Source organism: Pseudomonas fluorescens (assembly GCF_902497855.1).
Classification (GTDB): domain Bacteria; phylum Pseudomonadota; class Gammaproteobacteria; order Pseudomonadales; family Pseudomonadaceae; genus Aquipseudomonas; species Aquipseudomonas fluorescens_BI.
Genome location: NZ_CABVHU010000006.1, coordinates 150219 through 168736, shown reverse-complemented (window position 1 = coordinate 168736; position 18518 = coordinate 150219). Strand labels below are relative to the sequence as shown.

Below are 18518 nucleotides of genomic sequence, written 5' to 3'. Positions count from 1 at the left end.
TGAAGCATCAACGGTCAAAACGTGGCCATTTTAAAACGTGACCCCGGCCACCAGAATGATGTTGCAGTACGGCTGACATTCACCCGTGCGAACAATCGCCCGCGCCTGACGGCTGAGGACTTTGAATTGTTCATGGCTCAGCCACTCACGCAGCCCCAATGCACCTTCGGCATCCAGCTCATCCAGGGTCGCCAGTGCCGAGGGTTTCCTGTCCAGAATCTCTTGCGCCAGTACATGGCTTTCGACCTGCATCTCGCTGAGCACGACCTTCAAGGTGCCGACGAAATCCGGAATGCCGTGGGTCAGCGCCAGGTCGATCAGTTCGACGCCCGGTGGCACCGGCAGGCCGGCATCGCCAATCACCACCCTGTCGCCATGGCCCAGGGAGGCGATCAGTCGCGACAGCGCGATGTTGAGCAAGGGTGTCTTCTTCATGGTGCTTTGAACGCCTGGACGTCGGACAAGGTGGGAATCGAGGGTTGCGCACCGGCACGGGTCACCGACAGCGCCGCAGCCACCTGGCCGAAGCGGATGGCCTCGGCTTCGCTTTGGCCGGCCGCCAGCGCTGCGGCGAAACCACCGACGAAGGTGTCGCCGGCCGCAGTGGTATCGACGGCCTTTACCTGCAGCGCCGGAAAATGTTCGAAGCCGGTGCCGCTGGCAAACAGCGAGCCCTGCGCACCCAGGGTGATGATCACCTTGGCGGCCCCCAGGGCGATTAAGCGGGCGGCGGCCGTTTTGGCGGTGTCCAGGGAGTCCACGGGCACACCGCTGAGGGCCGAGGCTTCGCTTTCGTTGGGAATCAGGTAATCGATGGCCGCGTACCAGTCCGCCGGCAGCGGGCGACTGGCCGGCGCCGGGTTGAGGATCGTGGTCTTGCCCAACTCACGGCCGCGCTTGAGCGCATGGCCGACCGTGGCATCCGGCACTTCCAGCTGACAGATGATCACATCCGCCGCCTGCAACACCGCGTCGAAACGGTCGATCACTTCCGGTGTCAACGCGCCGTTGGCACCGGCGACAATCACGATCGCGTTCTGACTGTTGTCGTCAACCACGATCAACGCCACGCCGCTGGAATCGTCCACCACACTGACCGCCTGGCAATCGATCTGCTCGGTCAACAACGCCCCGCGCAGCTGTTCGCCATAGGCATCGTTGCCGACACAACCGACCATCGACACCTGCGCGCCCAGCCGAGCCGCGGCCACCGCCTGATTCGCCCCCTTGCCACCGGAGACCGTGGCAAACGACTGGCCAATCAGCGTTTCGCCGCCACGGGGCAGCCGCGGCGCCCGGGTTACCAGATCCATGTTCAGGCTGCCTATCACCACTACTTTTGCGGGCATACATCACTCATCAATTCGGTTTCAGCGGAGCTTTCGTTTTTTTGGAGCGTTCGGTTCAACGGTGCTTTCGGTTCAGTGGAGCTTTCGATTCAACGGTATTGGTCAAACACCCCGGCCAGCGGCGCCGTCGATTCGCGCAGGACAATACTGGGCGTCACGATCCGTTGATCGGTGGCCATGGCCGGCGTAGCGATCCGGCGCAACAGCACTTCAGCGGCCATCTCGCCGAGTTGCAGGATCGACTGGCCGACGGTGGTCAGCGCCGGGTAGACATAACGGCTCATCTGGATATCGTCGAAGCCGATCACCGACAATTCGCTCGGTACTCGAATATTGCGCTCGGCGGCGGCTCGCAGCACGCCGATGCCGATCATGTCGTTGCCGGCGAAGATGGCGCTGGGCGGGTTCTTCTCCAGCAGGATCGCGGCGGCATTGTAGCCGCCGGTGCTGGTGAAATCGCTTTCCAGCATGCGTTCGCGAGGCACGGTGACACCGGCCTCCTGCAAGGCGCGGCAATATCCGGCCAGGCGCATCTGCGCCACGCTGGTATTCGCCGGGCCGCCGATGGTGGCAATGTCCCGATGCCCCAGTTCCAGCAGGTGCCGGGTCGCGAGGTAGGCGCCGTACTCGTGATCGATGCGCACCAGGTCGGCATCGACGCCTTCCAGCCCCCGGTCGACGATCACCATCGGCGTGCGCACGCCCGCCAGGCCTTGCGCCAGTCCCGTGTCGCCGCCGGCCGACGCCACGATCAAGCCGTCGATACGCTTCTCCAACAGCACCCGCAGGTAGCTGCGCTGCTTGTCCGGGTTGTCGTCGGAATTGCACAGGATCACGCAATAGCCATTGCGCTCGCAGCAGTCCTCGATACCCCGCGCCAGTTCGGCGAAGTACGGATTGAGACTATTGGGCACCAACAGGCCGATGGTCGCCGTGGTCTTGGCCTTGAGCGAGCGGGCCACCGCGCTGGGCACGTAGTCGAGCGTCTTGATCGCTGCCTCGACCTTGACCCGCACTTCTTCGCTGACCGGCCGGGTCTTGTTCACCACATGGGACACCGTGGTGTAGGAAATTCCCGCCAGCGCTGCTACATCCTTGATTGTTGCCATGACTCAGGTCCGCCGGCTTGCGCGCTGACTGCGATAAGTATCGAGCACCACCGCCACCACGATGACCGCGCCGGTGATGATGCGTTTAGTGGGTTCGGTCGCGCCGATCTGCGCCAGGCCGGCGGCCAGTACCGAAATGATCAGCACGCCGAAGAAGGTACTGATGACCGACCCGCGGCCACCCATCAGGCTGGTGCCGCCGATCACCACCGCGGCGATCACTTGCAGCTCCAGGCCGGAGCCGGCATTCGGGTCCGCCGCTTCCAGCCGGGAAATCTGAAATAGCGCGGCGATACCGGCCAGCAGCCCCATCAGGCTGAACACCAGGATCTTGTAGGGTTTTGGATTGATCCCGGCCAGGCGCACCGCCTCTTCGTTGGTGCCGATGCCGATCAGGTAGCGACCGAACACGGTACGGGTCAGCACGGCCTGGGCGATGAAGATGATCAGCAAGGCGATGATGAACGACGGCGAGATGCCAAAGACGATCGGGTTGGACAGCCAGGCGAAGGCGTCACCTATGTAGGCCGTGCGCGACCCGGTCATCTGATACGCCACGCCGCGGGCCATTTCCAGCACGCCGAGGGACACGATGAACGACGGAATCCGCCAGGCGACGGTGATCGAGCCGGTAATGGTCCCCGCCAACGCTGCGGCGCCCATGCCCAACAGCGCCGCCGGCAGTACGCTCCAGCCCCAGCCGAGAATCGCCACGCTGACCGTCGATGCCGCGAGCGCCAGCACCGAACCGACCGACAGGTCGATGCCGCCGATGATCAACACGAACGTCATGCCGACCGCCAGCACCATCAGGTCCGGGATCTGGTTGGCCAGGGTGCTGAAGGTGTCGTACGACAGGAAATGGCTGCTCAGGACCGAGAACAGCGCGACCATGGCCAGCAAGGCACCGGCCAGGCCCAGGTAGGTACCGAGGCCGTAAAAGTTGCCACTGCGTTTGCCGACGGACGTTGCACTTGTCATGAAAGATCCCTGGGCGCTGCTTCGTTGAGCAACGCATCACGTTGTTGATAGCCGGCGAATGCGGCGGCGAGCAAGTCATCCTGGGTCCAGCTGTCACGCTCGAAGGTGTCGATCAGACGCCCCGCCGAGAGCACGCCGATGCGGTCGCAGATCAGCATCAATTCGCGCAGGTCGCTGGACACCACCACCAGCGCCTTGCCCTGACGGGTCAACTCGCCGAGCAAGGCATAGATGTCGAACTTGGCACCGACGTCGATGCCGCGGGTCGGCTCGTCGAACAGCATCACCGAGCAGTCGCGCTCCAGCCAGCGACCGATCACGACTTTCTGCTGGTTGCCGCCAGACAGTTCCGACACCAACTGCGTGGGGCTGGAACTGCGGATGCGCATGGCATCGATCTGACGCTGGGCCAAGGCGATCTCGTCACCGTTGTTGACGAAGCCGCCGCTGGAAATCACCGGCATATTGCCCAGGGCGATATTGGCGCTGATCGACTGGGTCAGCAGCAGGCCTTCGCCCTTACGGTCTTCGGTGATCAGGGCGATGCCATGACCGACCGCATCCGCCGGTGAACGGATGCTCACGACTTGCGCCGGCGAGCCCAATGCAACGGTGCCGCTGTCTGCTGCATCAGCGCCGAAAATCAGGCGCAGCAACTCGGTGCGCCCTGCCCCGATCAAGCCGGAAATTCCGTAGATCTCGCCGGCACGCACTTCAAAGGACACGTCGCGAACCTTGTCCGAACGGGTCAGGCCTGTGACCGTCAACGCTGGAGCGCCGATCTGCCGCGGGCCCATGTCGATGTGTTCGCCGAGTTGACGACCGACCATCAAGGTGACCAGTTGCTCACTGGTGTAATTGGCCATCGGCTCGACGCAGACCAGGTTGCCGTCACGCAATACCGCGATGCGCTGGGCGACCCGCGCCAGTTCTTCAAGGCGATGGGAAATGTAGATGATCGAAACGCCGCGCGCCTGCAGGCGGCTGATCTGCTCGAACAACATCTCCACTTCCCGGGCGGTGAGCATCGCGGTCGGTTCGTCGAGAATCAGCACATGGCAATCGCCGATCAGGTTGCGCGCGATCTCCACCATCTGCTGGTGGCCGATGCCGAGTTCGCCGACCAGGGTATCCGGATCGATTGCGTCGAGCCCGACCTGAGCCATGGCCTCGATCGCCGCCTGGCGCAGTTGCTTGCGGCTGATCCAGCCGCCATGGCTGGGCAGGTTGTGCAAAAACAGGTTTTCCGCCACCGACAGGGTCGGCAGCAGATTGAGTTCCTGCATGACCATGCGGATGCCCAGGTCTTCAGCCTGGGTGCGGCTGCCAGGACGATACGCCTGGCCCTGGAACTGCATCTGGCCGGTGGTCGGCGCGACCAGCCCGCCTATGATCTTCGACAGCGTGCTTTTGCCCGCGCCGTTCTCGCCGGTCAGCGCCAGCACTTCACCGCGCATCAGCGTCAGGTCGATGCCGGTCAGGACCGGTTGGGCGTAGGTCTTGCCGATGCCGCTGACCGAGAGGACAGCGTTCGGGGCGAAAACTGACATAAAACGCTCCACGTGCCCGCCCCTACGGATGAGCACAGTTTGTATCGCCAGAAGGACTACCGGGTCACCAACTCTACCGGCGTTTCAATGACGCCATTGACGCCGCCGTCGACTTTCTCACCCTTGATGATCTTCAGCGCCGTCTCGATGCCGAACACGGCCTGCCTTGCCGCGAACTGGTCAGCGGTGGCCAGCACACGACCGTCCTTGAGCATGGGCTTGATGGCGTTGATGTTGTCGTAACCGACCACTTGTACCTTGCCGGCCTTGCCGGCGGCACGCACGGCAGACACCGCGCCGACGGCCATACTGTCGTTGCCCGCCAGCAGGGCCTTGATGTTCGGGTATTCGCTGAGCATGGCGGCGGCAACCTGGTTGCCCTTGTTGATTTCCCAATCGCCGGATTGCAACGAGACGACCTTGATCTGCGCCGCTGCCATCGCCTCCTTGAAGCCTGCGGTGCGGGCCTGGGCGTTGGTGGTGGTGGAGACGCCTTCGATGATGCCGACTTCGTCACCGGCCTTCAGCTGTTTGGCCAGGTACTCACCCACCAGACGCGCGCCCTTGCGGTTATCCGGGCCTACGAACGGCACCGTGATGTTTTTGCTTTTGACCACCGCCGGGTCCAGCTGGTTATCGATGTTGACCACGGTGATGCCGGCATCCACCGCTTTCTTGATCACCGGCACCATGGCCTTGGAGTCCGCCGGCGCGATGACCAGCGCATTGACCCTGGACACGATCATCTGCTCGACGATACGGATCTGGTTCGCCGTATCGGTTTCGTCCTTGATGCCATTGGAGATCAGCTCGAAGTCGCCGGAGTGGTCTTTCTGGTAGGCCTTGGCGCCGTCTTCCATGGTCAGGAAGAATTCGTTGGCCAGGGATTTCATGACCAGCGCGACTTTGGGCTTTTCAGGGGTTTCGGCGAACGCCGAGGAGACAGGCAGCGCGGCGGATGCGGCAGCCAGCATAGCGACAGCAAGAAGACGTCCAGCGAATGGCAGCTTCATGGGTTCACTCCGATCTTATGATTATTGTGAGCAACGCTTGCACTGGAACAGGGCGCCTGCCGTTGGGCAAGCCATCGACAGCATCGCGCAAACGTTTGCGGATTGAACTATGCGAATCCAGCCTTCAATTGTCAACGATGGGAAAGTGTTGTTTTGTGTTTTTGAATTTCACAAACAGGGCCTTTCCTGATAACCGACAAACGCTTTCAGAGAACGGCGCGCTCGGAGAGCCGAACACGAATGCCCACCGCTGTTCGGAAATCCGGACGACCCAACGCTGGCCCGTTTAAAAATGTTTAAGAAATAATGATACAAATCATTAGGTTACGAGTTATTTCCAATACAAGGAATGTCTGGTACGAATCCTGCTCCCTCTCTACACCCCACGCGTTCAGATCGCCTTGGGCCGTATCTAGATGAACCTGCATCAGCACCGTCTGACTACTAGAGAGAAAAATAATGACATCTGTTTTCAAGACCTTCGTTCCGGGCGCCTTGGCCCTCCTGTTACTCCTGCCCACCGCCCTTCAGGCCAAGGAAGCAGAAACCCAACAAAAACTGGCCAACGTGGTGATCCTGGCCACCGGCGGCACCATTGCCGGCGCCGGTGCCAGCGCAGCCAACAGCGCGACCTACCAGGCGGCGAAAGTCGGCATCGAACAACTGATCGCCGGGGTCCCGGAACTGAGCCAGCTGGCCAATGTTCGCGGCGAACAGGTCATGCAGATTGCCTCGGAAAGCATCACCAACGACAACCTGCTTCAGCTGGGTCGTCGCGTGGCTGAACTGGCCGACAGCAACGACGTCGATGGCATCGTCATCACCCACGGCACCGACACCCTGGAAGAAACCGCCTACTTCCTGAACCTGGTGGAAAAAACCGACAAGCCGATCATCGTCGTCGGTTCCATGCGCCCGGGCACCGCAATGTCCGCCGACGGCATGCTCAACCTGTACAACGCCGTGGCCGTGGCCAGCAGCAAAGAAGCCCGGGGCAAAGGCGTACTGGTGACCATGAACGACGAAATCCAGTCGGGTCGCGACGTCAGCAAGATGATCAACATCAAGACCGAAGCGTTCAAAAGTGCCTGGGGCCCGCTGGGCATGGTCGTAGAAGGTAAATCCTACTGGTTCCGCCTGCCGGCCAAGCGCCACACCATGGATTCGGAATTCGACATCAAAACCATCGAGAGCCTGCCGAACGTCGAAATCGCCTACTCCTACGGCAACGTGAGCGATACCGCCTACAAAGCCCTGGCGCAGTCGGGCGCCAAAGCCATCATCCACGCCGGTACCGGCAACGGTTCGGTGTCTTCGCGGGTGGTGCCAGCCCTGCAGGCCTTGCGCAAGGATGGCGTGCAAATCATCCGTTCCTCCCACGTCAACGCCGGCGGCTTCGTGCTGCGCAACGCCGAACAGCCTGACGACAAGTATGACTGGGTCGTGGCCCACGACCTGAACCCGCAGAAGGCTCGCATCCTGGCCATGGTCGCGCTGACCAAGACCACTGACAGCAAAGAGCTGCAACGGATGTTCTGGGAATACTGATTCGCCCTCGCCTGACCGGTTCCGGTCGGGCATCGCGCTGACCACTCGCCCTTTGGCGAGTGGTTATCACCGCCTTCCGATACTCCGATAAAAATTTGCCGCCTTCCTACACCAAACGGAAAAAACAGCTGTCAGAGGATTTTCTTGAATTTTAAGTAGTTGCGAAAATGCCTACAGTTAAATACTGTATGCACGTACAGCTTAATAAGGATAATTCCGTGGCCTCTAACTCTGTTTCTCCCGACGCCTACACACGCATGGGTCTGCGCGTTCAGAAAATCATCAACTCCCCCACCGCGCAAAAAGCCAAAGCCGCATTGATCTTCCGTCTGCCGGACGAACCCATGGACGAGTGGGAACAATTGCTCGAAGAAATCGATGAGAACGACAACGTCACCCTCGCCTATCGCGACGATGGCGGCGTGCAGATTTTCTGGGTTGTGCCGAAGGAAGATTGAGTCGATGAGTGTCCGCTGGTTTGCTGTGCTGTTTCTGTTCATCACCCTTGGCGCCCAGGCAGGCGCCCCACGCACCTTCAGCGAAGCCAAGAAAGTCGCCTGGAAGCTGTACGCCCCGCAATCCACCGAGTTTTATTGCGGCTGTAAATACACCGGCAACAAGGTCAACCTGGCGGCCTGCGGTTATATACCGCGCAAAAACGCCAAGCGCGCATCCCGCATCGAGTGGGAACACATTGTCCCGGCCTGGCAGATCGGCCATCAGCGTCAGTGCTGGCAGGAAGGCGGGCGCAAGAATTGCACGCGCTACGATCCGGTCTACCAGAAAGCCGAGGCCGACCTGCATAACCTGGTGCCGAGCATCGGCGAGGTGAATGGCGATCGCAGCAACTTCAGTTTCGGCTGGCTGCCGGTGCAAACCGGTCAATACGGTTCGTGCCTGACCCAGGTCGATTTCAAGGCAAAGAAGGTCATGCCCCGCCCTTCCATTCGGGGCATGATTGCCCGGACGTATTTCTACATGAGCAAGCAGTACGGTTTGCGCCTGTCGAAACAGGATCGGCAGCTGTACGAAGCCTGGAACAAAACCTATCCGGTAGAAGCCTGGGAACGTCAGCGCAACCAGAGCGTGGGCTGCGTGATGGGACGCGGCAACGAGTTTGTCGGGCCGGTGGACTTGAAAGCCTGCGGTTGAGCGTTGGCTGAGATCTTTGCTGTGTAGGAGCAAGCTTGCTCGCGATGGTGGTCAACGATAACGCGTATCTTCTGAATGAACGCGTCGCCCTTGAGACCTTCGCTAGCAAGCTAGCTCCTACAAAGGCGATGGGCATCAACGATAACGCGTATCTTCTGAATGAACGCGGCGCCCTTGAGGCCTTCGCGAGCAAGCTCGCTCCTACAAGGGCGCCGTGCGTTCGACGACCAGCAATTCGATGTTCTGTTTTTTCGCCCGGGTGAGCGCCGCGGCCACTTCGGCCTGTTTGGCTTCGGCCTCGGCCCTGGAATTGAATGGTCCGAGCAGAATCCGCGTCTTGCCATTTTCCTTGACGACACTGGAAACGAAACTGTGCTCGATCAGCCAGCCGCTGAGGTCGCTGACAGCCTGGGTTATTTCACCGCGCACCTCCAGATCCCATTTTGGTGCAGAGGCCTCCACCGGTGCGGTCGCCGCTGTCGTCTGCGGCTTTGGCACGTCAGGGCGCTTGCCCTCACCGCATCCCGCCAGTGCCAGTACCGCGAATACCAAGACCAATTTGCGCACAACGCTGCCCTCTGAATGCCTAAAGCGCAGATTTTAGCATCCATGAATACTTCCCGAGTGCCGCAAAATCGACTCAAAACAACGAGAATCATGGTTGCGGCCTCTGTATAGTTACGCCTTGGGAATTAATGCAGCATCTGCGCGTCAGAAAGAGGCACCCAAACCGTGAGACTTCGCACTAATCTATATAGAACACCGACCTCTGCACTGTCCGAATCAGGTGCCCCATAAAGCAATCAAGGAGAAGACCATGCTGATACTCACCCGCAAAGTCGGTGAAAGCATAAATATTGGTGATGACATTACGATCACCATCCTGGGCGTTAGCGGCCAACAAGTCAGGATCGGCATCAACGCTCCGAAAGACGTTGCCGTGCACCGCGAAGAGATTTATCAGCGTATCCAGGCTGGCCTGACCGCCCCGGACAAGCCGCAGTCCTGAATCCTGCTGTAGTCGGTAGCCAGCCCGTTCACCCCCGGAACCATGGCTGGCTAGAGATTCATGCATCGCATCGACTTTCATTTCTCACACCCCTTCTCGATGGCCATGGCACTGACGGGCGATGCAGTCGAGAACGTGAAGCCGATCCTGCTGCCCAGCTTCACCATCTGAAGGGCAGACGTTTCGGGCTCGCCCCGAAAAAGGGCACCCTGGCGCTCGACTAACCAAAAGTCACACCCCGCGCAATGCCCGTGGCCGCCACCACCATCAGCAACACCAGCATCGCTTCGATATGACTGATCCGTGCAAACAGCTGCGCACGGCCGGTATCGATCGTCGCCCCCCGCGCCCGCGCCATCCGCCATTTGACCAGCGTCACCATCGGTGCGATTTCCAGCACCAGAATAAGCACGAATAATGTCAATTTGAGGTGAAACAACGGCTGATGAAGATAATAATCAGTGCCCTTCTCGTAGCCGCCAAAGGCTCGCATCCCACCGGTGATCAATAGAATGGCGGCCGAGATCCCCCACAGATTGTCCGCGATCAATACACTGCGGGCCTCCCCGGCCCCGGCGGCCAGGCGCCGAAGTGCCGTGCCACGCGCGAGCACCGCCCAGAAGCCCAGGGCAAACGCCAAGAGATGAACCGCCGCCAGAATCCAGTGAGCCAGCATCGAAATACTCCCGTCAGGACGAAATGAATCCGCCTTTGAGTAGTAGCGCATGAAACAAGGACGTGCATCGCGCAGAAAAATCATCAAACACTCGAAGCGTCAATCGCCAGGCGGATCGCGACTAGACTCCCCCCCACAAGCGCTGACAGCTCGTCGCGGCACCAGCCCTTGATGCGAAGTCGTTCCCCCCAACTGACCCGAGTACACAAGATCATGTGTGAATCATGTGATTCAAACGCCATGCCAATCGCGAGTGGTCGTCGTAGGTTTCTTCGGTTTGCCGGACTGGGCGCAGGCGCCCTGCTACTGGCTGGTGCACTGCCCGACAAGATCGCCCGGGCGGCAGAGAAAACCGCCGCTCCCCCCAAACCGCAAAACTCGATCAGCCCCGACAATGCCCTGCGAAGACTGATGGAAGGCAATCAACGTTATGTTGCCGGCGATTCCAAGACCCATGACTTCAAGGATGAGCGAGAAGCCCTGGTCTCCGGCCAGAACCCGTTCGTGGCGGTATTGGGTTGCTCCGACTCTCGCATTGCCCCCGAGTACGCGTTCGACACCGCCCGAGGCGATCTTTTCGCCATACGAGTCGCGGGCAACTTCGTCACGGACGAGGGGTTGGCCAGCCTCGAATACGCCGTCGCGGTACTCGGTGCACCCTTGATCCTCGTGCTCGGCCACGAAAGCTGCGGCGCCATCGATGCAGGCATCAAAGCCGTCAAGGACCACACCGTTTTCCCTGGCCATATCCCGAAACTGACTGACGCGCTCAAGCCTTCGATCGAGAAAGTGCTCAGCCAACCCGGGAGCCTTATCGAAAACGCCACCGCGCAAAACGTCAAAGACTCGGTGGAGCGCCTGAAACATGCCTCGCCCTTGCTGACCGATGCGCTGAGCAAGGGCACGTTGAAGATAGTGGGCGGCGTCTATCGCCTGGCGACTGGCAAAGTAGACATGATCACCTGAGCCGGACACCCCGGACAGAAAGAGCCCAGCGCGATGGCTGGGCTCCGGTTATTTCCTGTTTTCCATCATCTTGTCGGCAAGGGTTCTGGCCCTTTCAATCAACAGGTTCTGCCTGTCCTCGTGCGTAGCCCCTCCGACAACGGGTGCCGTCAGGTTGCTTTCTGCAATCAACGCAGCGCAGAAGTACTGATCCCAGACAGTCCGGGTATCAGCGGCCTGTTTGTTGGTTTGGTCGGCGATCATATGCGGCTCCTTTTGATGAGGTAGCCCGGCTAGTTTACGCCCGAATTGCTGACAAGCCGTGCTCCCTTACTAGAATCCGACCGATAAAAAGGCCGGCTTCGATAGCTTTATGAGCGCCAATTACACAAGACTAATGAATGATCGGTTTACCGCTTACTCTATGGGAAATTTCTCACGCCCCCTTCAGAACCGCCTGATTGCGACTCCACGTCATCATCGCCACTCTCCCGTGTTCTCTTCACCGTCGCAGGCTCCGAATGGTTCTGCTCCACGGCTTCATCAAGAAGAGCAAAAAAACACCAGCGTCTGACATGGCCACTGCCAAGCAGCGCAAAGCAAGACTATGAGGTACAGCGCATGAACAAAAATATCGGATCTGACTTTGACGACTTCCTCGCCGAACAAGGCCTTGTCGAGGAAGTCTGCGCAGCCGCGCTGAAGCGCCTCATCTCTTGGCAGATAGCCGAGACGATGAAGCTGGAGACTGAGAGGATTTCGAAAGAGTTAGCAGAATATCTTTCTTCAGAATTCGAATATCCATAACACCATGCCAAAAGCCGTTTTCAACAAAAATTGCATCTCCGACTTTGATGGGTTTATCGCTCTCGTAGCACTTCGGGCATGAGTCATCGGCGTCGTTCAGGAACTTCAGTTTGAAGTTGCGCATAGCACGTTCGCCCTCCTTTGCAGGTTGTGTTGTATGAGAGCCGCTCAGCCTGGCGCAAAGCCCGGCGGCCTCAATCCGGGACCATCAAGCACGGCATCACTCGCAAAAATCTGCCGACGAACGGTCTTGAAAGTCCCCCCTCCGAGCCTAAGCTCACGTCATGTTGCAGACGTTGGGGCCCTGGAAAACCCCCATCCGGCTCGAAGGAGCCGATCTAAAAATAACAACTTAAAAATTCATGAGTTATTGCTTTTTGTGGGCTGAGAGAAAGAGGACTTTTCCAGAGCTTCCTTGGGGTGATAGAAATGAAAAGAATTATTTTAGCTGCTGCGCTTGTCTCTTGTGCGGCATCGATCGCACACGCTGACATAGGCGCTTTTGCTGGCATAACTTATGCTTTTGGTGCAAATACCGGCATAGGCTTTACACTTCATGCAACTTCCAGCAGGGATGAAAATAGCGGCATCGCGTCGGCAGGTGTCAGCTACTATCCCTTTGCCCCCACCCCAATGTTTGGGCTCCCCGTAGGTGTAGGCTACCAAGGCAAAAATGTAGCCGCTATCGTTAGTTATGACCTCCTGCTTAAACAATTCGCTATTGCCGGCGGCTACGCCAGCACCCGTGATGACGATGATTCCGATGGGGACGCGTCCACCACATCGTCCGGCTCCACATCAGGAACGGGAGCAGGAACCGGATCTGGAAGCGGATCGGGAGGTAGCGGCGGATCTGGCGGCGGGTCTGCGGGTGGCGGTGGATCTGGGGGTGGGGGTGGCGGTGGCGGTGGCACCGGAGGTGGAGGTGGAGGAGCAGTTGCAATTATTCAATAGCGGGAGAAGACCGGTGGTGACGAGGCTCGGGCTATAGGGAAGAATCGCAGACCGGAACAGGCTCCAGGCGCTCACATTACCCCCGGTGTGAACGATTCCGATAGGCTGTGAACGTTGTGCATAAATCAAAAACAACAAAAAAGGGCCCACCTCCCGGTGAGCCCTTCCAGACCGCCCAGCAGAGCGGATTTTGTTTGGTAGGCGCGATTGGACTCGAACCAACGACCCCCACCATGTCAAGGTGGTGCTCTAACCAACTGAGCTACGTGCCTGCTGTGTGGCGGCATTCTACGGATTTTCGGGGAATAAAAAAGGGGGATCTATTTTTTTTCGTTCCTTCCAGGAGAATAATCCCGTCACCTTTTTTCGTGCGGGCACTGCAGAAATTGTGAAAATGACAAAGAAACACCCGACAGACACCAGTACAGCAAGCTCTGCCGAAATAGAGAGATCCATCCAGGCCCTGAATAAAATGGCTGAACGACTTTGGGGAGATGGTCGGGAAACCGAGGCGAAAGCCCTGCTCGATGCCCTGGACTCTCTAAACCGGGCGCTGGACCGGATCAGGATCGGCGAAAGTCGCAGGGTCAAGACGCTTCATTGAAAGAGGTACCGCGGACTACCTGGCATACGGGAGTCCTGGCCGATCTGGAACGAGGGCTTATGGCATGGCGCACTCACTTCAATACCAGATAACCGAATCCGTTCGCGTAGTCGAGATCGAGGTGGGGAAGCTGCTCGATTTGGCAGCCATGTTGAAAGACGCCGGAAATGCTCCCTTGGCAACCGCTGTCTCGAGCCAGGCGAATAAGCTTCTTGAAGCCGCGGTAGCTCTGAGAATCGCGATCGCAAGCTGAAGCAATAGACTCGGCTGACCGCTTACGCCGAGTGAAGCCGGGGAGGATCGTGCGGATTGCAGATTTTTTGCCTGCTACGCTTTCCTCACTCAAAGGAGGAATCAGCCATGCCTACCCACGACCTCGTCCCTTCGCTGATATTCAAGCTCAACGAAAACCAGCTCGCCATTGCGGAGTCCGTCGAGGCGCTCTCCATCTGGATCGAGCAACTGCATGGCCCCGCCGAGCATGCCGTCAGGATCCGCAGCTCTCTGAACAAGCTCGATGAGAACCTGGAATTCATCACGCGCGGGGTCGCCGAACTGCTGAATGATCGGTGACATTCCGTTCCTCGATCGCTGAGAACGCCAGGGACCGTCGAGGCAAAGCCTGGAGGCGCAAGGCACGGACTGACACCGCGTATCGAGCCTCAGCGCTTATGAGATTTTTCAATCGACAACGAAAAAGGGCCCACCTTTCGGTGAGCCCTTCCAGACCGCCCAGCAGAGCGGATTTTGTTTGGTAGGCGCGATTGGACTCGAACCAACGACCCCCACCATGTCAAGGTGGTGCTCTAACCAACTGAGCTACGTGCCTGCTGTGAGGCGGCATTCTACGGAATTGCGGAGGGGTGTCAACACCTTTTTTCGAGCTAACCCTATGAATATGCAAAATATTTAATTTTGCCGCGGCAAAGAAGCGTTTGCGGTGGCTGGCGGCCGATTTTTAACTCGGGTAGGATCGATGCACTCGTAAAATATATTAAACAGAGGCTGCAGGATGGCGCACACACCCTACCCCGAGTCCTACTACGCCGCTTCGGCCAATGCGGTTCCGCCGCGCCCGGCCCTGCAGGATGAAGTAGAGACGGATGTCTGTGTGATCGGTGCCGGTTACACCGGGCTGTCCTCTGCCCTGTTTTTGCTGGAGCACGGTTTTCGGGTGACGGTCCTGGAAGCGGCCAAGGTGGGTTTTGGCGCGTCGGGGCGTAATGGCGGGCAGATCGTCAACAGCTATAGCCGTGACATCGATGTGATCGAACGCAGTGTCGGGCCCAAGCAGGCTCAGTTGCTGGGGCAGATGGCGTTCGAGGGCGGGCGGATCATTCGCGAGCGGGTTGCCAAATATAATATCCAGTGCGACCTGAAGGATGGCGGCGTGTTCGCGGCCATCACCGCCAAGCAGATGGGGCACCTGGAATCCCAGAAGCGCCTGTGGGAGCGTTTCGGTCACACCCAGCTGGAGCTGATGGATCAACGCCGGATCCGTGAAGTGGTGGCGTGCGATCAATACATCGGCGGCATGCTCGACATGAGTGGCGGGCACATTCATCCGCTGAACCTGGTGCTGGGCGAAGCCGCGGCCGTCGAGTCGTTGGGCGGCACTATTTATGAGCAGTCGCCGGCGGTGCGGATCGAGCGCGGGGCGAGCCCGGTGGTGCATACGCCACAGGGCAAGGTCAGGGCGAAGTTCATCATCGTTGCCGGCAATGCCTATCTGGGTAATCTGGTGCCGGAGCTGGCCGCCAAGTCGATGCCTTGCGGGACACAGGTCATTACCACCGAGCCGCTGGGCGAGGAACTGGCCAGGGCCATGCTGCCTCAGGATTATTGCGTCGAAGACTGCAATTACCTGCTCGACTATTACCGCCTGAGTGGCGACAAGCGTCTGATTTTCGGCGGTGGCGTGGTGTATGGCGCGCGGGATCCGGCGAACATTGAAGCGATCATCCGGCCGAAGATGCTCAAGGCCTTTCCTCAACTCAAGGACGTGAAGATCGATTACGCCTGGACCGGCAATTTCCTGCTGACGTTGTCGCGCCTGCCTCAGGTCGGACGCTTGGGGGACAACATCTACTATTCCCAGGGCTGTAGCGGTCATGGGGTGACTTATACGCACCTGGCGGGCAAGGTCCTGGCGGAGGCCTTGCGTGGCCAGGCGGAGCGTTTCGACGCGTTTGCCGACCTGCCGCATTATCCGTTTCCCGGTGGGCAGATGCTGCGGACACCGTTTGCGGCGTTGGGGGCGTGGTATTACGGGTTGCGCGACAAGTTCGGGTTCTGAGCGGGCGCCCTCCCCTGTAGGAGCCGGCTTGCCGGCGAAGGCGTCTGCATGGGCGCTGCAAGGCTTGAGGCCGCTTTCGCTGGCAAGCCAGCTCCTACAGGGATCAGCTGTGTAAGATGGATTGTGGTCAACGCATACCCTGTGTAGGAGCCGGCTTGCCGGCGAAGGCGTCTGCATGGGCGCTGCAAGGCTTGAGGCCGCTTTCGCTGGCAAGCCAGCTCCTACAGGGGCGATTGCGCCGACTTATGCAGGACGGGCGTGGAGCCGCTGCAGGAATTCGGCTCTGCGCCGCTGGTCCGCTTCCTCCTTGATCAACAGCTCGGGCAGCAGCTCGGCGGCCTGCCGCGGATCGAGGATGAAGACGCCGTCATCGTCACCGATGGCCAGGTCTCCCGGCTGCACCCGAACCTCGCCAACCTGGATCGCCTGATTGACTTCGCCACGGGCGCCGATGCCGCGGGTGGTGAATGCACTGACGTCCCGGCAAAACACCGGCAAGCCATGACGACGCAAGGCGCTGACGTCGGTGACGGCACCCGACACCACCACCCCGGCCAGGCCTTTGATCAATCCCGCCAGGGTGCGCAGCTCGCCCCAGCAACCACATTCCTCGTCGCCCACGCATTCGATCACCAGCACGTCGCCTGGCTCGCTCGACAACAGGGCCTCACGCAGAATGCTGCCATCGGGCGGGAAGACTTTGACGGTGACGACATGGCCGACCATGCGGATGTCGTTGAACAACGGCTTGATCCCGCGCAGGAAGCCACGGTCGGAAAAATGGCCGATGGTGGACGAAGGGATCGACCGGTAAGCGGCGAGTAATTCCTGGTTGACGACTGGCTGGCGAGGGTTGATCTGATAGCTCATCGGCATTTCCCCGGACGTGGCAATGGACGGGTCTGGCTGCTCCCGGCTGACGAGCTGCTGGCGAGGGTTGATCTGATCGCTCATCGGCATTTTTTCCCCGGACGTAGCAATGGGCAGGTCGAGCAGTATTCAGCAGGCTCGGTGGCCAGGTAGTAGAAGCAACAGGTGCGGCGAAAGCGAATGCTGCGTTGCCCGTCGTCGACCAGTGTCGGCGGCCGGCGGAAATGGCTCAGCGGGTTGTAGTCGAGGCCGAACAGTGAAGGTTGTGCCTGGGTCAGCAACCACTTGAAATCCGCTTCGCAGCGTTCGCGCACCGACGGATCGTCAATTTTTGCCATGCGTTTTTCATACAACGAATACACGCGTACGGCGCTGTTCTCCCAGAGAATGCGCCGTGAAACGCCCGTGACCCGGTTGAAGGTTTGCCACAGCGGTTTCAGCAGCCCGGCAAACAGCGCCTGCACCACGGCTTCCCGCCAGGCCTCGCGCTCGTTCACCCCATAGGTCAGCGGCTGGCCGTGATGCAGCGGCAGCGACGAGGTCCACAGCCCGTCATCGTGGCCGTACTCGATCACCGTGTTGTCCAGGGACAGCAGCAGCCCCTTGTCGTACACCGACATCGCATACAGGCAGGCACCGGTCGCCAAAAACGATAAACGCTTACCCAGCAACGAGGCAGTGATCGCCCGGGTCGGCGAGCCGATCACCGGGCCCAAGGCGTCCAGCAGTTGTTCGCACACCTCCTCCTGCAACAAGTCCCGGGCCATCAGCGAGCGTAACGGGTCGCGCTCTTCAATGTCTTTGAGCCGCAATCCACCGGACAACACCGCCCACTCTGGCGCCGTGAAATAACCAGCCAGACTCATTGCGGCAATTCCCGACCGAACGGGATACACATCGGCGTACCAAAGAACGGGTCAGGAATGATTCGACAGTTGAGGTCGAACACGGTCTTGACCAGGGCCTGGGTCAAGACGTCCTCGGGCCGGCCCTGGGCAAACGCCGTACGCTCATGCACCGCGACCATATGATCGGCATAACGACAGGCCAGGTTGAGGTCGTGCAGCACCATGATGATGGTTTTGTTCTCGAGCCGGTTGAGGTCGCGCAGCAGGTCCAGGACTTCGATCTGGTGCGCCAGGTCGAGAAAGGTGGTCGGCTCGTCCAGCAGCATGATGCCGGTGTCCTGGGCCAGGGTCATGGCGATCCACGCCCGCTGGCGCTGCCCGCCGGACAAGGCGTCCACCGGTCGATCGGCCAGCGCCTGCAGGCTGGTCTGCTCCAGGGCGCGATTGACCATGGCTTCATCTTCGACCGACCACTGCTGCATCCAGCTCTGATACGGGTATCGACCCAGCGCCACGAGCTGGCGCACGGTAATGCCCTCCGGCGCGGTCGGGGTCTGGGGCAGGATCGCCAGTTCACGCGCCACCGCCGCGGTGGATTTTTGCTGGATATCCACCCCGTTGAGAATCACCGAGCCTTGCTGCGGTTTCAGCAACCGGGCGAAGGATTTGAGCAGGGTGCTTTTGCCGCAGCCATTGCTGCCGATCAGCACCGAGATCTTGCCCTTGGGCAGTTGCATGTCCAGCGCGTCAATAATCACCTGGCGCTGATAGCTCAGGGTCAGGCCGCGACTTGCAATCGACGTCATG

The 18518-nt window shown here is 59.7% G+C and carries 21 protein-coding genes, 2 tRNA genes and 2 pseudogenes; 11 read left to right on the top strand and 14 right to left on the bottom strand.

Annotation, left to right across the window (positions count from 1 at the left end; genetic code table 11):
- Positions 1-30: 30 nt before the first annotated feature.
- From rbsD to F8N96_RS14365, 6 genes are all read right to left on the bottom strand, one after another.
- Entirely contained in the window at positions 31-435 is a 405-nt protein-coding gene (gene rbsD / locus F8N96_RS14390; protein ID WP_150798353.1) for a D-ribose pyranase, read from the bottom strand.
- Positions 432-1349 carry a ribokinase gene (rbsK, locus tag F8N96_RS14385; protein WP_150798352.1) on the bottom strand — a complete coding sequence of 306 codons (918 nt, stop codon included), beginning with the start codon at positions 1347-1349 and terminating at the stop codon, positions 432-434. The genes rbsD and rbsK overlap by 4 nt, the downstream gene beginning before the upstream one ends.
- Positions 1350-1438: 89 nt before the next feature.
- Positions 1439-2458, bottom strand: coding sequence for a LacI family DNA-binding transcriptional regulator (locus F8N96_RS14380; protein ID WP_150798351.1), 1020 nt, complete (start codon positions 2456-2458; stop codon positions 1439-1441).
- Between the two features lie 3 nt (positions 2459-2461).
- Positions 2462-3439, bottom strand: a complete 978-nt coding sequence (locus F8N96_RS14375) for an ABC transporter permease (protein ID WP_150763168.1) — start codon at positions 3437-3439, stop codon at positions 2462-2464.
- Positions 3436-4989, bottom strand: a complete 1554-nt coding sequence (locus tag F8N96_RS14370) for a sugar ABC transporter ATP-binding protein (protein WP_150798350.1) — start codon at positions 4987-4989, stop codon at positions 3436-3438. The genes F8N96_RS14375 and F8N96_RS14370 overlap by 4 nt, the downstream gene beginning before the upstream one ends.
- Before the next feature lie 56 nt (positions 4990-5045).
- Complete coding sequence (locus tag F8N96_RS14365; RefSeq protein WP_150763170.1) at positions 5046-6002, bottom strand: sugar ABC transporter substrate-binding protein; 957 nt, start codon at positions 6000-6002, stop codon at positions 5046-5048.
- A 459-nt stretch (positions 6003-6461) separates the two neighbouring features.
- On the opposite strand from F8N96_RS14365, the gene F8N96_RS14360 reads away from it, so the two are divergent.
- From F8N96_RS14360 to F8N96_RS14350, 3 genes are all read left to right on the top strand, one after another.
- Positions 6462-7550: an asparaginase gene (locus tag F8N96_RS14360; protein WP_150798349.1), complete on the top strand. Its 1089-nt coding sequence runs from the start codon at positions 6462-6464 to the stop codon at positions 7548-7550.
- Positions 7551-7717: 167 nt separating this feature from the next.
- Positions 7718-8008 carry a DUF1654 domain-containing protein gene (locus F8N96_RS14355; protein ID WP_150798348.1) on the top strand — a complete coding sequence of 97 codons (291 nt, stop codon included), beginning with the start codon at positions 7718-7720 and terminating at the stop codon, positions 8006-8008.
- A gap of 4 nt (positions 8009-8012) precedes the next feature.
- Positions 8013-8702 (top strand): endonuclease, encoded by a 690-nt coding sequence (locus tag F8N96_RS14350; RefSeq protein WP_150798347.1) that lies wholly within the window; start codon positions 8013-8015, stop codon positions 8700-8702.
- Between the two features lie 201 nt (positions 8703-8903).
- On the opposite strand, the gene F8N96_RS14340 is transcribed toward F8N96_RS14350, so the two are convergent.
- A complete protein-coding gene (locus F8N96_RS14340; RefSeq protein ID WP_150798345.1) occupies positions 8904-9269 on the bottom strand; it encodes an SPOR domain-containing protein in 366 nt (121 codons plus the stop codon).
- A gap of 250 nt (positions 9270-9519) precedes the next feature.
- On the opposite strand from F8N96_RS14340, the gene csrA reads away from it, so the two are divergent.
- Positions 9520-9711 (top strand): carbon storage regulator CsrA, encoded by a 192-nt coding sequence (gene csrA, locus F8N96_RS14335; protein WP_008028241.1) that lies wholly within the window; start codon positions 9520-9522, stop codon positions 9709-9711.
- Positions 9712-9931: 220 nt separating this feature from the next.
- On the opposite strand, the gene F8N96_RS14330 is transcribed toward csrA, so the two are convergent.
- Complete coding sequence (locus F8N96_RS14330; protein ID WP_150798488.1) at positions 9932-10387, bottom strand: DUF2214 family protein; 456 nt, start codon at positions 10385-10387, stop codon at positions 9932-9934.
- A gap of 213 nt (positions 10388-10600) precedes the next feature.
- On the opposite strand from F8N96_RS14330, the gene F8N96_RS14325 reads away from it, so the two are divergent.
- Positions 10601-11353 (top strand): carbonic anhydrase, encoded by a 753-nt coding sequence (locus tag F8N96_RS14325; protein ID WP_150798344.1) that lies wholly within the window; start codon positions 10601-10603, stop codon positions 11351-11353.
- Positions 11354-11401: 48 nt separating this feature from the next.
- Here the strand turns inward: F8N96_RS14325 and F8N96_RS14320 are convergent, their stop codons facing one another.
- Entirely contained in the window at positions 11402-11596 is a 195-nt protein-coding gene (locus tag F8N96_RS14320; RefSeq protein ID WP_150763177.1) for a hypothetical protein, read from the bottom strand.
- A 222-nt stretch (positions 11597-11818) separates the two neighbouring features.
- Here F8N96_RS14320 and F8N96_RS14315 point away from each other — a divergent pair.
- Both F8N96_RS14315 and F8N96_RS14310 read left to right on the top strand, forming a co-directional pair.
- A pseudogene (locus tag F8N96_RS14315) lies at positions 11819-11943 on the top strand (type II toxin-antitoxin system RelE/ParE family toxin); the annotation flags it as partial.
- Positions 11944-11953: 10 nt separating this feature from the next.
- Positions 11954-12109: pseudogene (locus F8N96_RS14310) on the top strand (Fis family transcriptional regulator); the annotation flags it as partial.
- A 1179-nt stretch (positions 12110-13288) separates the two neighbouring features.
- On the opposite strand, the gene F8N96_RS14300 reads toward F8N96_RS14310, so the two are convergent.
- Positions 13289-13365 (bottom strand) — tRNA-Val (locus tag F8N96_RS14300).
- A 122-nt stretch (positions 13366-13487) separates the two neighbouring features.
- Between F8N96_RS14300 and F8N96_RS14295 the strand changes: the two genes are divergently transcribed.
- The 3 genes from F8N96_RS14295 to F8N96_RS14285 all read left to right on the top strand — a co-directional run bounded on the left by F8N96_RS14295 (position 13488) and on the right by F8N96_RS14285 (position 14270).
- Positions 13488-13697 carry a hypothetical protein gene (locus F8N96_RS14295; protein WP_150798486.1) on the top strand — a complete coding sequence of 70 codons (210 nt, stop codon included), beginning with the start codon at positions 13488-13490 and terminating at the stop codon, positions 13695-13697.
- Positions 13698-13761: 64 nt separating this feature from the next.
- Positions 13762-13950, top strand: coding sequence for a hypothetical protein (locus F8N96_RS14290; RefSeq protein WP_150798343.1), 189 nt, complete (start codon positions 13762-13764; stop codon positions 13948-13950).
- Between the two features lie 107 nt (positions 13951-14057).
- A complete protein-coding gene (locus F8N96_RS14285) occupies positions 14058-14270 on the top strand; it encodes a hypothetical protein (RefSeq protein WP_150798342.1) in 213 nt (70 codons plus the stop codon).
- A 179-nt stretch (positions 14271-14449) separates the two neighbouring features.
- On the opposite strand, the gene F8N96_RS14280 is transcribed toward F8N96_RS14285, so the two are convergent.
- Positions 14450-14526, bottom strand: a tRNA-Val gene (locus F8N96_RS14280).
- Between the two features lie 183 nt (positions 14527-14709).
- On the opposite strand from F8N96_RS14280, the gene F8N96_RS14275 reads away from it, so the two are divergent.
- Positions 14710-15993 carry an NAD(P)/FAD-dependent oxidoreductase gene (locus F8N96_RS14275; protein ID WP_150798341.1) on the top strand — a complete coding sequence of 428 codons (1284 nt, stop codon included), beginning with the start codon at positions 14710-14712 and terminating at the stop codon, positions 15991-15993.
- A 243-nt stretch (positions 15994-16236) separates the two neighbouring features.
- Here F8N96_RS14275 and F8N96_RS14270 read toward each other — a convergent pair whose 3' ends face one another.
- The 3 genes from F8N96_RS14270 to F8N96_RS14260 form a co-directional block, all read right to left on the bottom strand.
- Positions 16237-16863, bottom strand: coding sequence for an RraA family protein (locus F8N96_RS14270; RefSeq protein ID WP_150798485.1), 627 nt, complete (start codon positions 16861-16863; stop codon positions 16237-16239).
- An 80-nt stretch (positions 16864-16943) separates the two neighbouring features.
- Complete coding sequence (locus F8N96_RS14265; RefSeq protein WP_150798340.1) at positions 16944-17729, bottom strand: IucA/IucC family C-terminal-domain containing protein; 786 nt, start codon at positions 17727-17729, stop codon at positions 16944-16946.
- Complete coding sequence (locus tag F8N96_RS14260) at positions 17726-18517, bottom strand: ABC transporter ATP-binding protein (protein ID WP_150798339.1); 792 nt, start codon at positions 18515-18517, stop codon at positions 17726-17728. Before F8N96_RS14260 ends, F8N96_RS14265 begins: the two co-directional genes overlap by 4 nt.
- Between the last annotated feature and the right edge of the window lies 1 nt (position 18518).

What these genes read in the sequence shown, in the direction of transcription:
- F8N96_RS14260 (WP_150798339.1), bottom strand. Translation starts at nt 18,517, where the DNA reads ATGACGTCGATTGCAAGTCGCGGCCTGACCCTGAGCTATCAGCGCCAG.
- F8N96_RS14360 (WP_150798349.1), top strand. Translation starts at nt 6,462, where the DNA reads ATGACATCTGTTTTCAAGACCTTCGTTCCGGGCGCCTTGGCCCTCCTG.
- F8N96_RS14265 (WP_150798340.1), bottom strand. Translation starts at nt 17,729, where the DNA reads ATGAGTCTGGCTGGTTATTTCACGGCGCCAGAGTGGGCGGTGTTGTCC.
- F8N96_RS14295 (WP_150798486.1), top strand. Translation starts at nt 13,488, where the DNA reads ATGACAAAGAAACACCCGACAGACACCAGTACAGCAAGCTCTGCCGAA.
- F8N96_RS14275 (WP_150798341.1), top strand. Translation starts at nt 14,710, where the DNA reads ATGGCGCACACACCCTACCCCGAGTCCTACTACGCCGCTTCGGCCAAT.
- csrA (WP_008028241.1), top strand. Translation starts at nt 9,520, where the DNA reads ATGCTGATACTCACCCGCAAAGTCGGTGAAAGCATAAATATTGGTGAT.
- F8N96_RS14290 (WP_150798343.1), top strand. Translation starts at nt 13,762, where the DNA reads ATGGCGCACTCACTTCAATACCAGATAACCGAATCCGTTCGCGTAGTC.
- F8N96_RS14350 (WP_150798347.1), top strand. Translation starts at nt 8,013, where the DNA reads ATGAGTGTCCGCTGGTTTGCTGTGCTGTTTCTGTTCATCACCCTTGGC.
- F8N96_RS14370 (WP_150798350.1), bottom strand. Translation starts at nt 4,989, where the DNA reads ATGTCAGTTTTCGCCCCGAACGCTGTCCTCTCGGTCAGCGGCATCGGC.
- rbsK (WP_150798352.1), bottom strand. Translation starts at nt 1,349, where the DNA reads ATGCCCGCAAAAGTAGTGGTGATAGGCAGCCTGAACATGGATCTGGTA.
- F8N96_RS14330 (WP_150798488.1), bottom strand. Translation starts at nt 10,387, where the DNA reads ATGCTGGCTCACTGGATTCTGGCGGCGGTTCATCTCTTGGCGTTTGCC.
- F8N96_RS14365 (WP_150763170.1), bottom strand. Translation starts at nt 6,002, where the DNA reads ATGAAGCTGCCATTCGCTGGACGTCTTCTTGCTGTCGCTATGCTGGCT.
- F8N96_RS14320 (WP_150763177.1), bottom strand. Translation starts at nt 11,596, where the DNA reads ATGATCGCCGACCAAACCAACAAACAGGCCGCTGATACCCGGACTGTC.
- F8N96_RS14375 (WP_150763168.1), bottom strand. Translation starts at nt 3,439, where the DNA reads ATGACAAGTGCAACGTCCGTCGGCAAACGCAGTGGCAACTTTTACGGC.
- F8N96_RS14355 (WP_150798348.1), top strand. Translation starts at nt 7,718, where the DNA reads ATGCCTACAGTTAAATACTGTATGCACGTACAGCTTAATAAGGATAAT.
- rbsD (WP_150798353.1), bottom strand. Translation starts at nt 435, where the DNA reads ATGAAGAAGACACCCTTGCTCAACATCGCGCTGTCGCGACTGATCGCC.
- F8N96_RS14270 (WP_150798485.1), bottom strand. Translation starts at nt 16,863, where the DNA reads ATGAGCTATCAGATCAACCCTCGCCAGCCAGTCGTCAACCAGGAATTA.
- F8N96_RS14285 (WP_150798342.1), top strand. Translation starts at nt 14,058, where the DNA reads ATGCCTACCCACGACCTCGTCCCTTCGCTGATATTCAAGCTCAACGAA.
- F8N96_RS14325 (WP_150798344.1), top strand. Translation starts at nt 10,601, where the DNA reads ATGTGTGAATCATGTGATTCAAACGCCATGCCAATCGCGAGTGGTCGT.
- F8N96_RS14380 (WP_150798351.1), bottom strand. Translation starts at nt 2,458, where the DNA reads ATGGCAACAATCAAGGATGTAGCAGCGCTGGCGGGAATTTCCTACACC.